General features: G+C 54.0%; 11 protein-coding genes. 2 read left to right on the top strand and 9 right to left on the bottom strand.

The window, feature by feature from the left end; all coding sequences use genetic code 11:
* Window positions 1–82 precede the first annotated feature (82 nt).
* Entirely contained in the window at window positions 83–361 is a 279-nt protein-coding gene (locus J3A65_RS21605; protein ID WP_060636491.1) for a hypothetical protein, read from the top strand.
* Here the strand turns inward: J3A65_RS21605 and J3A65_RS21600 are convergent.
* From J3A65_RS21600 to J3A65_RS21590, 3 genes are read right to left on the bottom strand one after another with little or no spacing between them, the layout of a single operon-like run.
* Window positions 358–2,367, bottom strand: a complete 2,010-nt coding sequence (locus tag J3A65_RS21600) for an AAA family ATPase (protein WP_162245278.1) — start codon at window positions 2,365–2,367, stop codon at window positions 358–360. The genes J3A65_RS21605 and J3A65_RS21600 overlap by 4 nt on opposite strands.
* Before the next feature lie 25 nt (window positions 2,368–2,392).
* Entirely contained in the window at window positions 2,393–3,181 is a 789-nt protein-coding gene (locus J3A65_RS21595; RefSeq protein ID WP_062601133.1) for a metallophosphoesterase, read from the bottom strand.
* Complete coding sequence (locus J3A65_RS21590; RefSeq protein WP_082506628.1) at window positions 3,178–3,516, bottom strand: hypothetical protein; 339 nt, start codon at window positions 3,514–3,516, stop codon at window positions 3,178–3,180. The genes J3A65_RS21595 and J3A65_RS21590 overlap by 4 nt, the downstream gene beginning before the upstream one ends.
* Before the next feature lie 183 nt (window positions 3,517–3,699).
* On the opposite strand from J3A65_RS21590, the gene J3A65_RS21585 reads away from it, so the two are divergent.
* The gene (locus J3A65_RS21585; protein ID WP_162759500.1) at window positions 3,700–4,275 is read left to right on the top strand and encodes an XRE family transcriptional regulator; all 576 of its coding nucleotides are present in this window, start codon (window positions 3,700–3,702) and stop codon (window positions 4,273–4,275) included.
* Window positions 4,276–4,575: 300 nt separating this feature from the next.
* On the opposite strand, the gene J3A65_RS21580 is transcribed toward J3A65_RS21585, so the two are convergent.
* From J3A65_RS21580 to gmtY, 6 genes are read right to left on the bottom strand one after another with little or no spacing between them, the layout of a single operon-like run.
* On the bottom strand, window positions 4,576–5,235 hold the full coding sequence (locus J3A65_RS21580; protein ID WP_082506627.1) for a ribonuclease HII: 660 nt from the start codon (window positions 5,233–5,235) through the stop codon (window positions 4,576–4,578).
* On the bottom strand, window positions 5,235–5,924 hold the full coding sequence (gene gmtX / locus J3A65_RS21575; protein WP_060636495.1) for a gamma-mobile-trio protein GmtX: 690 nt from the start codon (window positions 5,922–5,924) through the stop codon (window positions 5,235–5,237). Before gmtX ends, J3A65_RS21580 begins: the two co-directional genes overlap by 1 nt.
* Window positions 5,924–8,077: an AAA family ATPase gene (locus J3A65_RS21570; protein ID WP_060636496.1), complete on the bottom strand. Its 2,154-nt coding sequence runs from the start codon at window positions 8,075–8,077 to the stop codon at window positions 5,924–5,926. Before J3A65_RS21570 ends, gmtX begins: the two co-directional genes overlap by 1 nt.
* The gene (locus tag J3A65_RS21565; protein WP_060636497.1) at window positions 8,074–8,457 is read right to left on the bottom strand and encodes a DUF6262 family protein; all 384 of its coding nucleotides are present in this window, start codon (window positions 8,455–8,457) and stop codon (window positions 8,074–8,076) included. Before J3A65_RS21565 ends, J3A65_RS21570 begins: the two co-directional genes overlap by 4 nt.
* Window positions 8,454–11,621 carry a VPA1269 family protein gene (locus tag J3A65_RS21560; protein ID WP_209903317.1) on the bottom strand — a complete coding sequence of 1,056 codons (3,168 nt, stop codon included), beginning with the start codon at window positions 11,619–11,621 and terminating at the stop codon, window positions 8,454–8,456. Before J3A65_RS21560 ends, J3A65_RS21565 begins: the two co-directional genes overlap by 4 nt.
* Window positions 11,618–12,982 carry a gamma-mobile-trio recombinase GmtY gene (gmtY, locus tag J3A65_RS21555; protein ID WP_156379829.1) on the bottom strand — a complete coding sequence of 455 codons (1,365 nt, stop codon included), beginning with the start codon at window positions 12,980–12,982 and terminating at the stop codon, window positions 11,618–11,620. The genes J3A65_RS21560 and gmtY overlap by 4 nt, the downstream gene beginning before the upstream one ends.
* Window positions 12,983–13,164 lie beyond the last annotated feature (182 nt).

The raw sequence follows: 13,164 nt of genomic DNA, 5'->3' as shown, positions 1-13,164 counted from the left end.
ATTCTTACCATCAATGTCGTAGCGACATTTTTCGAAATGCCCAATCAACCTTGGTCAATGTGCGAGGAAAACACCGCTTACCGTGTTAATCGCCTTTTTCGCGCATCGCGAATTCGGTGAAAATATGGCTTGGGCCGCCGAAGCGCCCCTTGGCGACGAGGGCATCGAGCGCGCGCTCGCAATTCGAACTTCATCCGTTGTTTTGTTACGCGTGGCTTGGAGCGGGATGTTTTGGAACGCGGTTTCCACCCTACTTCATCAAGACCTGATCCACACGGAGGCGCGCCGTCATCTTGGCAGCCAATTCTCAGTCTTTCGTCCTTTTGACAAGGCAATATCTCCTGTCAGTCTTGCGGACTAGATCACGCCCCAGCGTCTCAGCGCTGCACCTACCTCCTTGCGAATGTCGTCCGCATGAACACTGAGCAACGCCCCCCAGGCAACTCGAACCGTGTCGTCCGGCCGATCGGCTTCCGATCCCAAGGCATCTATCCGCGCCGGGTGGGCCTTCAGGACATTTTGCACCTCAGTGACGTTCATAACTCGTGTCGCTACCAACGTTTTGGCGACTGCGTTGAGGGCATCATTCCTGAGGTCCAGAATAGTCTTTGCCCTCTTAGATTCTGTATCAAGAAGTGCGGTGACCGCCTTGCGAAGCCCGATGTCACCGGCACGCAGCCGTGCGAGATCGCGGTCGTCCACCAGATCGATCGCAAGTGTCCCTCCCATCCCGTAACACCCTTCGATCCTGGTCGCGAGCGCCGTGGCTCGAGCTAGGTCCGATCGCGGATCGCCCCCCATCTCAGTGAACTCGCCGAAAATCAAGGATTCCGATCCAAGACCTGCGAGATACATGCATATCTGATCGAGATAGTAAGATCGCGTATTGCTCGAGAACATTGGCGTTCTGAACGCCGCGCCGCCGAGGCTATCCACACCGGTCGCCAAGACCTTGTCGTTGATCGTTATGCCTTCAAGCTCCATTTTGAGTTCGAGACCGACGATCGCATGTCCCGCTTCATGATACGCGGCGCGCAGCATGTGCTCTGCAGGAAGGTCTACAAGTGGAGACGCGATCGAGGCTACATGTCCAAACTCAAATGGTTTTCCTTGGCGACGCGCAGTTCGACGACCATTGCGAACAAGTTGCGCCAGGTCAGCACCGGACATGCCCGTTGTCGAATGCGCGAACCCGTCCTCGTGATCGTCGGGCACAGGTAAGCCGGCATGGAACTGGAATATCTGCCGACGAGTAGCTGCGTCGGGAAGCGGTATGACAAAATGCTTGTCAAGACGTCCTGGGCGCAGGATCGCGGGATCAATATATTCCGGATGATTCGTTGCCCCGACGACCACGATGCCACTGCGGCGATCGAAGCCGTCGAGCAACTCCAGAAGTGCGTTGATAACCTGCCGTGTGTAGTCGGCGTTATGGCTATTGTTCATTGCCCGGCTGCCAACCGCGTCGAGTTCGTCGATGAAGAGCAACGCCGTCCCTTGTGATCGCGCCTCGCTGAAGCTCTCGCGCATAGCCCGCAACATATCGTTTAGGTAGCCATTGGCTTGCCACTGCGCCGCCGTCGATACGACGATCGGGATGCCGCAGGTTCTTGCGAGCGCTTCAGCGAAGAGCGTCTTGCCTGTCCCAGGAGGCCCGGAAATAAGGGCACCGACATCCACGTCGCTCCAAGGTATCAGGCCGGCCTTAAAGTCGTCGAGGTCGCGAGCAAGCTCAAGACCCCATTCCTTTGCCTCGCCGAGCCCAGTGAGGTCGGCCAGTGTCGGTCCAGTGGACGCCGGCGTGGCCTCCACTTGTGTACGATTTACTGACTCTCTCAGCCGGCGCAGGGCCGTTTTGACTGGGCGATTGGGTTGAAATGCATATACGAGCCGCGTCCATGTCTCCGACCTGATCATCTCCTCATCAGACGATGTAATCGCATGTCCGTATCGACGGAATGTCGCTATGATCTGATGCGACGTCGGCGTCGGGATCACCGCAATGACGTCTGCAAACAACCTCAGCTCCTCGTCTACGTCATCCAGGCTTGAACAAACCAGAATGCTTTTGCCCGCCTCAGCGGCACGACGCTGGATTTCCAATTCTGTCAGTCGGTCTCGTGTGGTGTTTTTCAGCGAACGAACGAATGGTTCAGTGTATCCATGTTGATCAAAAACCTGACGAAGGTAGAGGCGGCTGGCGGAGACGAAACTATCGACGGCGTCGGCAGCTTGCACCACGACGATGGCAAGGTTCGGTGATCCGGCGCCCGCGTGATGTCGTAGCGCGGCGACCACCTGGCAATAGGCCAGGTGGATCGGCACGGTTAGGTCGGACAGGTCGGCCGTGTTGTCCGGGGTCCACAAAGACCGACCTCGCATTCGTAGGACTTTACGCTTGGGCGAGTTCGGCAAGATCAATCACCAGGCTAGGATTGAAGGTTTTCCGCGATGGCTCGTCGGGATAGCCAAGCGGATTGCACACCACCCGTGTCCTTCCGATCCGGTAGTCGCTAGGGGAATGGATGTGACCATGCACCCACAGCAGCGGCTCATACTCAAGTATTCGGCGCTCGAACCGCGATGCAAAAGATGGCGTCAGACCATCTCGTAGAAACTGCCGCGGTACTGACATTAGACTCGGCGCATGATGGCTGACTATGACGGTCGGCGACTTTGGCTGCGACAGGTACACGTTGTCGATATCTACAGCAGCCACTCGGTGCAGGTGCTGGCTTTCCTGTGGTGTGAATTTTTTAAACGGGGTCTTTGAGAGCTTGATACGTTTGTAATCGTTCAACTCTTCCCGAGCGATGGCCATGGCCAGTCTCGGCTCGTCATACAAATCGAAGTCGGTCCATAGCGTCGCGCCGATGAAGCGATAGCCATCGATCAGCACGGCGTCTCCGTTTAGGATGAACAGGTTATCGCAGTTCTCCGCCAGACGATATCCGGCTGCCAATCCTTCCTTGATCGACCCGCGATAGTATTCATGATTTCCGGGAACGAAGAGGACCGGCATGAAGGGAGCGACATAATCGCGTAAAAACAGGAGGCTCGCAGTCACTCCGCCGTCAAAGATGTCGCCAGCACATAAGCAAACGTCCGCTTCGGGAATTGCCATCAATGGGAAGTTCGGGTCCATCTCGAGATGGAGATCGGAGAAAACCCAAGCTCTCATAGCGACCTCGGATAACGATGTTCCCAGTAATTCGGTGCGGCTTGATTGCCCAAGTCATACCAGCGCGAAAAAGTTCGAGCGATGTTGCGGCCGGGATCGAGGTAGTACAGTTCACTTGAGAAAAGCGGTTGGCCGTCAGCGATTGTGGGATGTGAAGTGGGCAGGCCGATAAGGCATGGAACAACTCGTCTAGCTACAGTCCACTGGTCAATACGTACTGGCGGTATGGTTTTCGAAATTGCCGATTGCTCCAAGTCGTCAGCTAACTTTCTTAGCCCCTCGATCAGTTGAACTCTTGTCATGCCAAACCAAGCGACTGATGAAGCGTCACTCATGTAAACTCTCCGGTTTAATACCCCTTGAACCGGGCCAACGATTCAGTTGCCGGTTTTTTATAGGCCGTCATGCCCGAATCAGCGACCGCGCCTATCCTGCATGACGTCCCCTGTCGACGTCATAAACACCTCTACAGTGATTCTATGACGTATTAAAAGACTTCATAGTAAAGAAAATTGACATTGGTTTCGGAAACCGGCCTTACGGTTTTCATGACGACACTTCTATCCGCCGACGCCCTGAGAGTCGCCCGTACGCTTGCTGGACTAAGCCAGCGAGAGGTGGCCTCGCAGGTTGCTATCACTCAGAAAGCGGTATGGATTGCTGAGAATACAGATCAACTCGCCAAGCCGACGAATGCTAAACTCCGAACGTATTACGAGACCTTGGGTATAGAATTTCTTGGTACGATTGATCTGAGGGCAGGCTTAACGACTGGGCTTGGAGCCCGCTGGCGAACACCATACCGGTTGCCTGTTGAACATTCAGAAGCCACGGACTATCATACCGAGCGAACCGGCATAGCGTTCGTGGCCGCAAGAGCCTTGCTCAACAGAAAGCAATCCGAGATCGCCAACGACTCGGGTATGGCTGAACGTAAAATTGGCCAGCTTGAGGCAGGATTATCTGCCGATCAGGAATCATCGCTCCGACTGCGATCGTTTTACGAGCGAGAGCGCATCGCGTTTCTCGGTTGGGGAGATGTAACTTCTGGGCTCTACTATGGCGTCGGTGTGAAATGGCAGGGAAGCAATTGACGCCGAACGAGAATTGCGGGGTGAAGTTCCTACGATCGGATACACGTACTGCTCTCAGCAGTTGGCTAAACCTCGTATAAACTACGGAGTCCGCCTATGGCGGACGCATTTTATTGATGTCCTCGCCCCTATCAATCAGCCTGCCATGACACCGATCCATGTCAATGGCCAAGGCCATTCCCCTTCGGTGACATAAATCGCCTTACATGGCCTGCTTGGCGTATCGGGACGGGGAACATCGGTGGCTTCGAACGTTCGATCCTCCGGAAGGATCGAACAGGGAACATCAACTATTAAGAATCAAGCGCTCTCGATAGCCTTTATCCCGCCTACCAAAATCTCACTCGTCGCCTGAAAGTCGAACGAGTACTGAGCGACTGGAGCATAAGAGCGACGGTGGTGCGCAGTGGCACCGTAATCTTTGATCGCTCCGAGATGATGCTTTGTCCCGTAACCCGCATTGCGCTCCCACGCATATGCCGGATACCTTGTAGCCAGCCTCGCCATGAGGCCATCCCGCACCGTCTTTGCGATGATAGACGCCGCCGCGATTTGGGGGACTATACTATCTCCCCTCACAACGGCGGTGCAATTCCCCGTTAAACCGGGTGGCACATCGATCCCATCAATCATTATCGGTGCATCGATCCGCAGTTTCACAACCGCTCGCCGCATCGCATCCAACGTCGCGTTCCGAATGTTCAGAGCATCGATCACGGCGACAGAATTGGCCGCAATTGCGATCACACAGTTCTTCCTTATCTGCGCGGTGAGCTCTAGCCGTTTAACAACGGACAGGTTCTTGCTGTCGTCGAGTGCGCTCAATAGCTTGCGCGGGATAACTTGCGGCTCAAACCACACCGCTGCGACCACCACAGGGCCCGAGAGCGCTCCTCTTCCGACCTCATCACAACCGATGACCACAGGGTATTTCGATCTGTCTCGTGCGGTGAAAGGCATCAGGTCTTAAACTTTTCAGATAGCTTCGTAAGCGCCTGCCCAAAACCAGGCGGAGCGACTTCGAAACTCTCGTTGTAAAGGAGTGCGCCTGAAGTCTCGTCGATGTTGCAGTGTATATCAATCAAATTTTCGCGAAACTGTTTCACCGCTTCGATCTCGATCTCGGTGAAGCCTACGAGTTCGCCTTCGCTACCGAAGTCGCTGGCCGGGGCACCGGCGCTAAGTAGCTTGACTGGCTCGAGTCTTTGGAATTCTGCATGCAACAGATCGAGCCGTCGCTTTAGACTACGATTTTCATTGAGTATCCATCGTACTTGAGCGGCAATCCGTAAATCCTCAATCCCATAAACAAAATTCTCGTCGTCACTTGTCTTTCCAGACTTTTTAGCACCGCTCAGGGTAACGTAAGTGTGGATGAGCTCTCTGAAGTCCTTTCCTTCGACATTTCTGATTGACTGGGCCTTCGGCACATCGAAGCCAAGTTCCTTGAGTGATCGCGCAATCGCGGCAACAGACGTTGCGTCCGACCCGACCGAAAGAAGATGCCGGAGGGTGCTGTACAGGTTACGGAGAGAGTTAAGCCGACGCGTGTTGTCGGTACGCGACACAAATTCATTATAAATCTCGTCGAGAGCGTCGCGTTTTTGCGCATCCAGCGGCACCTCGATTTCTGGTTTCCCCTTCACCATCAGTTCATCTCCTTCATCGAATTTAGGTGATGTCGAAGACCGACTTGCCGCCGATATGACATTGGGGGCGACGTAACGGCGTTCTCGAATACGGATCGATCGCCAATCAAGAAAACCTGCTTCTGCCCTCGACTTACCGCCGTTAGCAGCAACGTTCGATCCATCAGCCTAGACTGCGTGACAGGAACAATGACACGTTCGAATTGGCTGCCCTGGCTTTTGTGGCATGTAATCGCGTAAGCTAGGTCTATATTCTGAAGGTACTCTCGCGGGATCGTAATTTTTCGCCCACTGAAATCCGCCTCGAGCTCGCGCTCTTGTGTCTCACCCATGACAGTGCCGAGATCGCCATTCATGATGCCAATGTCGTAGTCGTTGCGTGTGGCTATAATCGGCTCCCCCATAAAGAACCTTCCGCAAAGGGGCATTTTTCCCCTCCCTGCTAAAGCCTGTAGTTGCCGATTGAATTCGAATATGCCTCCTACCCCACGTTTGACGGAGCCGATAATCTGCGCTTTGCCGATGCCACCCAATCGGCCGAGCGTGTCCATGACGTGATCAATAACCTCTTCTGGTTTGGCATTGATGAAGGTGACCCCTTCCCTATCATTCCATCCAGCGAGAAGTTCCGGCCGCCGCCCGGAGCGAATGGCCGCACAGACTTGCGGAATCCCGCTTTCAGCACTTTGCCGCATCACTGTTTTGAGTTCAGTTTTAGGAATGCTCGGATCATCGGCGAGCACGTGGAATGTCAGACCGAATCCAATGGGTGGCAGTTGTCCGGTGTCGCCTACCAGCAGCAGTCGGACACCTGGTTTAAATTGGGACGTCAACCGGTAGAGCGTTGCGAGATCGATCATCGAGCTCTCATCTAGGATCAGCAAGACGCCGTCGCCCAAATCAATCTCGCCTCGACCCACCTGGATCAAGAGCCCTGCGATCGTGAAAGCTGGACGGCCCGTGGCCTCCCTCATGCGCTGTGTCGCACGGCCAGATAACGCAGCCTGATGCACCACAATATCCATCTTTTCCGCGACTTGGTGAATGGCTTTGAGGACCGTAGTCTTACCAACCCCTGGGCCGCCGACCAGCAACGAGGCACGGTGTAAGAGTGCGGCGTGGACTGAAAGTCGCTGTTCCACGTTGAGAACATATCCCTCAGAATGTTCGAACTCGTCGAGATCAGCCTCGATCTCGCTGTCCGTCAGTTGGCGTCGAAAGCTGAGTTGAGGCGCTTGGAATTTGCCCCCGGCCATGGCCGATACTCGATCGGCGCAGAAGCGCTCCATGATATCGCAACCAGCTAAAGCATAGCCATCACCGACAGGAACGATTGCGCCAATACTGACAGCATCGACTACAGCAGTTCTTGCTACAGTAACATGGCTCTTCAGAAGACCTTTCGCGATTTTGACGAGCTCGTCCCCGGACGTCCATGTGTGATTGATTTGGAGCCGTTTTATCAGCGCGGCCTCGATCGCCCCGACACAACGCCGTTTATCATCTACACTGATCCCTATACGTTGAGCAGCTTGATCTACGGAATCCCAATTGGCGAACGCGAGCATACGATAGGGGTCACGCTGAAGATGCCAAACCGCGGCGCCAAATGATTTGGCTTCCTCTATAGACGCAGATGGCACTGGAAGGTCACTGTAGATGGCGATTATCTTTTCAGCGAGCGTAGGCGACAAATCGAGTGACGTAAGCCAGCGATAAGTATTTGCCTCTCCGTCGATAGCAAGCCATCCGGACACGAGCACCTCCGCGAGGTCAATACCCACAGCAGGTACAAACGGTGACGGATCACCAGCATCGAGCAGGTCATAGGTTCCGTGGGCATGTAGGTCCCAAAGCCGCTGAGCTTTCGCAATGCCGATACCCGGGAAGGCTTTGTGTCCGCTCAACGTCTGAATCAAGAGGCGTCCGGTGGGGCGTTTGGGCGCGGCCGCCCGGACGTAGACCTGACGCCCGTAAGAGGCGTGGACACGCCAAGCGCCGGTTATTTCCCAGGTCTCACCGATGATGGGCGCGCGCCCAAGCACGCGCATTTCGTCTATAAAGCGGGTAGCTTTGCCGTCAATGGTCTGTCCCGAAAACACAATCGGCGGCTCAGATCGCAGAACATCAGTAATCACCACCGACTGGGTCATCTGGGAAGCAATCCGGTCGACGCGAGGTGGCTATCAATGTGTTCGTACCTCTGAAGTCGTTTCCGAAGCTCATGCACCTCGACGCGCGCCGCTATGAGTTGGTTCTCGAGTTGCAGGATACGTTGTGATGCCCATGCAGGAATTTCTGTCTGCGAGTTTTTGACCTGCGATGGCATTGAAAGGCCTTTAGTCTGCACGGCGCTCGCTATTTTTTCTTGCGCCTCTGGTCGATACAAAAATTGTCGATCAACCCCTGCAACAAGTGCCAGTGCCGAAAGGTTTACCTTGCCACCGCGACCAGGTATGTTTTCGCAAGAATCCAACCAACCTTGTAGCTTGGCTAAGTTCTGCAAACCGACCTCTTGCGTCGATAGGGTCATCCCGCCACCCTTTTTTCATAGCCGATAGCGGCAACATCGCCACCGTCCACACGCTGTTGAATGAACTCCTCGAACTGAGGGGCAATGCCGAGATCGTCCAATGCTAGGCGACCCGCAAGGACGTCTTCAAGTCTTGGGCTCCCAATCATGGAGCGCAATAGGTTGGCGGCCTCGTTACCGATCACGATCATCTGTTGATCGGTAAGCGTTGCAAACACAGATGGGCGGCCGTTCCGCTTGAACATCACATCAAACATCCGCGCCCTGCGGATTGCAGGTAGACGAGCATCGACGTTTGGGTAGAAGGTCGATGACTGACAAATACGATCCCACATTTCGAACTCGGTCGACTCCTCAAGAGAGATACTCAGGTCGCGGAGCTGGCCATTCAGGACGAGCGTGTTCTTACCGTTGTCGTTTGCGTGGGTTTCTATAATTTTCTCGATCTTTTGAATTAGCCTGAGCTGACTGACCCATGTCTGTGAGAAGATATCCAGCTTTGATTGGGTCGATTGCACTGCCTCATCCACCGTTGTCAGCTCAGCCGAAACCTTCCGATCCGTAGGGAGCGTACCGTGCTCGGCAATGATCGCCCGCCGTCTGGTTTGATTCTCCTCCAGAAATCCAAAGAGCTCACGGATTTGGCCACCAGTTTGGTTAAATGCAGCAACTAATCCGCCGAGAAATGCGGGGCCCGTCACGAAATAACGGCACAACGCACAGTTCTTCGATCCACCAGGTACGGGCGCGTAAACCTTTTTTCCCTCGTTAAGAAGTGGCCCGCCGACGTTGCATAAGGTGGCGCCGTTAGGACAAATCCCGCCAGCCATTGGAGACCAGAGAGAAGACTGGGTCGACTGTGCAGCGCGCAAGCCCTCATCACTATTGTACGCGGCGATCTCATGAATGAGCTCAGTAGGTTGGTTTTTCAGGAAGGCGGCCCAGTTTTGGCTCTCGTTTGTGCTCATCTCCTCTAAAGCGCTATCAAGCACCCTCGTGATCTCCGCAGCGCCTGGCTTATGATAATACAAGGTCATCAAGATCGTTGCGTGCCCGGCGACAAATTCGCTCAGGATGTGAATTGGTACACCGGCATCGATAAACGCAGTCAGTCCCGACACCCGAAGCGAGTGCATGTCGAAAATTGGAGTTTTCGGCACGCCGCTAGCCTTGTGCCTTCTGATGAGCTGTATCTTGCTACCGTCGCTATTCGTTTGCCCGGCCTCCTCAAGCCGTCGCTCGAGTTCGGCAATAAGCAATGCCCAGAAGCCGTGCAACCTGCCTTCGGTCGGAGGTTCATGTGGGAAGTCACGGTCAGCCGCGTCTCGAAAGAGGAAGTGCAGCCCATAAAGTCGCTTTGCGAGGTCCGCCGACACCACCAGCTTCTTATCGCTTTTGAGGTCGGCGCGAGATATGGCCCTCACGATGGGATTGTATGTCACCTGCCAGTCACGCAGCCTGCAGAACAGTTGAATAACGTCCGCGTTCTCCCATGGGATTTCGTAGCCATTCTCAGTGAAGAGCTCCTCTCGATCTTGTGTTTTGTTTGTCGTAATGAAGAGGCCGTTGAATGTGCGCCCGCTGTGGTGGTCCCATATACGGCGTATGAAGCCCAACTCTCGTTGGCCGGTCTTATCCGTAGGTGCCAGCGATCCGGTGTTAGGCTGCCAACCCTGTTCGGTTGACCATATCTCAGGATCACCTTCACCGCTGTCAAGCAGGCGCGTTTGAAGTGCCCGGATCGGCAGCAGTAGCCTCAGTAGGATGAACTCCGCCCGAACCGGACTCCAGACGCGTGTACGTTGCCCCGTCTTGGGGTCGGTGTATTCGAGGTAGTCGGACCTAATGGTTTTAGGCCACGCATAGTCGTCGCCCTCAATGATCTCGCGGATCATACGAAGGAATCGAAGCGGTATTGCATCGCGATCAGTCTGGCCCTTTGATGTAGCCTGCGGCGGAAGGTCGTCGATATCAATCGGATTCGCATACTCCCGGTAGGGAATGCCGTCCTCGTCCGAACCATATGTCGAGATCACCCAATCAAAGAACCTGGCTATGTTTCGAAGTGATCCAGACGCTCTGCGTTCGGAAATGTTACGAGTTTCCTCTTGGAAAGAACCAATTGAAACTGCGGCGGTATAGTCCCGCCGACAATAACGAAGGGGCTCGTCGGGAACATCTTGGGTGGCGATCACATAATCCAACACTAGGTTCAAATGCGAGATTTCGTACCGAAGACCCACGCGGTTTGGGAGCGACGCCACATAGTCTGCAAGTTGCTCTCGCCACTTCTCCACCCGCGAGCTGCCGCGACCGATTGCCCAACGAAACTCAGCGCTTGAGCGATCCTCCCCTTTCTGTCTGATGAATATTTCGCGATAAGACTGAGGTAGGGCTAACTCCGCTTCGCGGTTGCCGTGGTAGACCATTCTTTGGCGCGCATGGACTTGATCGGTTATGCCGTAAACGAGTGTTTGATGGTTGAGTTTCAGCGCAAAAGGTTCAAACAGTTTGAGAACGGCATAGTCGTAATCGCCGATTTCAAATGGTTTCGAGCACGCAAGGATGAACCGCAGCATGGCTCTGCCTTGGCCCGGATGTTTAAGAGGCAAAGTCAGACTGGTCATCACCTCGGCCATGTCGCCGAAATGTAGTTCAGAGATTTCTATGGCTCTTCCCAGCGGGATGTCTGACTCCCTAAATGCCCAGACCTGTGACGCAGGAAACGCGATGAGCCGATGCTTCCACAGAATGAACAGGAATTCGATAAAACGTAGCGATGAGACCTTAAATCCTTTCTCCTTTCTAGGAAGGACAGACACTCTGCGCATCTCGAGGAGGAAGGCTTCAAGCAACGGTAAGGCGCTGGTACCTTCGTCCGTTTCGAGTATCTCATTGATCAGATCGACAACTTGTTCACTGTATCCCTGCTTCGTTGGGTCGGGATTGCTAAGGGCAGTTTTCCCAAGCGAATAGGATTTCGCAGTCAGGCTGGCCACATGTTCGCGCCAAGTCACCGATGCGGATCGGATCGATTCAGAGTTCCATGTTGGAAGAACGCAATAGCGCGTCGAATCGTTTACGAAGATGTAGTTACTGGTAATCTTGGAGAGAACCCGTGACGGATTTGCGTGCCAGTTCTCTGTGTGCTCGACATCTATCATGCTGCAATCAGCCGGTTGAAGCCATCGTATTTTTCTCTCTCAGCGATCGCAATCCGCCCCGCTTCCAGAGCGACGTTTACCTCTGATGCATCGGGAAGCGTGTAGACACCCTGCGAGACGACGGATTTGTGGTGCATGCAGACCTGTGTAATCTTGTCCGAAATGCCGGCACACTCCAACGAGTGGCCATATGCATGCCGGAATCCATGTGACGATGTACCTTCTTCTTTGTTCACCCTAACCCCGATGCGATCCATCGCCGCAGCATGGTTGTCGTAGTAAGCCGACAAGGTATACATTGACCCTTTGCGCTTGCTGTTGCTCAGGTTGACCAGCAAGTAGGGATGATCAAGATTAGTGGGTAAAACCTCTCGAACGTACGCTTGATAAAGTTTCCAGAACAACAGGCCCCAATACGTTGGAAACCAACGAACGACCGCATAATAGTGCGGTGCGCCGACATCGAGCATCAATTCTTTCCATCCCGCCGCCTTTTTGTCGGTTCGCTGGTTACGGGGCTGGAGCCCATACCTTTCTCGCAGAAACTCCGTTCTCGTCGTATGGACGATTTCACCTGTCAGAGGGCTCATATAGCTGAACCGGCCTAACTCGGGATGATAAAGCCGCACCTCAGCTGAACCGGGAACCGATTTGCTTTCAAGCACGTCCGTTACGAAGAGGTGGAAAGGTTCGCTTGCGCGCAGTCCTCCGTACCTTTGCAAGATGCAGATCATCATGTCTCTGAGATGATAGCGATCAGAGAGACGCTTGCCTTTTCCAGCTTTTTTGTATCCTGACGACAAGAGGGCATCGAACGCCTCCGGCGGAAACCGCGGAGGCGCACGGTCGCTGACCTTTGGCGAATCAGGAGACACGACTGCTCTTGCCCGAGTGGCCTGTTTTCTTGCAACTTTAGAAACGCCAAGATGTTTTAGGAGCGAGTTCTGATTACGGATGTCGAGCTTCCGGTATGCAGCTAGCCGTTGTTGAAACGTATTTTCGACTATTGGGTTAAGAGCCTCAGCGCCGTACTTTCTGGCGCAAAAGTCAGAAAACACGTTAACGAAAGAAATGGTTTCAGAAACCCGCGACCAGCTCGCTGGAGGCCAGAAGAGACCGGAAGGGTCGTCTCCATCGTCCGCTACAGTGCCGGATAGAAGTGCCTGCACAAAATCGCTAAGGTAAGTGATTGGCGGGTCCGGACGATTAGCATCACGGACGGCATACAAGTAATCATATAGACAGCCAATTGCTCGACAGGCCTTTGTTTGCCAAGCCAGGCTCTTGTTTCGGTTCGCTTCCGTCAGAAAAAATTCTAACAGGGGGCACAGTGGACCGCCATCCGTCACAAGGATGCGCATGCCTCCGTGCCTACCGTGCGTGGGAAGAGTGACCGCATCATGAAATCTGGGAGTGATCAGCTTTCTCATTCAAACCCTCAATCGTATAAAACGTATAATGGTAAGCTGTGCAAAAAGGCTCACACTTATCCACTAATTGCAAGGCCTTTTTGCAATTTTGTTGAGGGTAATCGTATAGACAC

Origin of the sequence: Rhizobium sp. PvP014 (assembly GCF_017876855.1) — a bacterium.
Taxonomy (GTDB): Bacteria; Pseudomonadota; Alphaproteobacteria; order Rhizobiales; family Rhizobiaceae; genus Neorhizobium; species Neorhizobium soli.
Note: the sequence above shows the minus strand (reverse complement) of the source record. Positions and strands in the feature narration are given on the sequence as shown.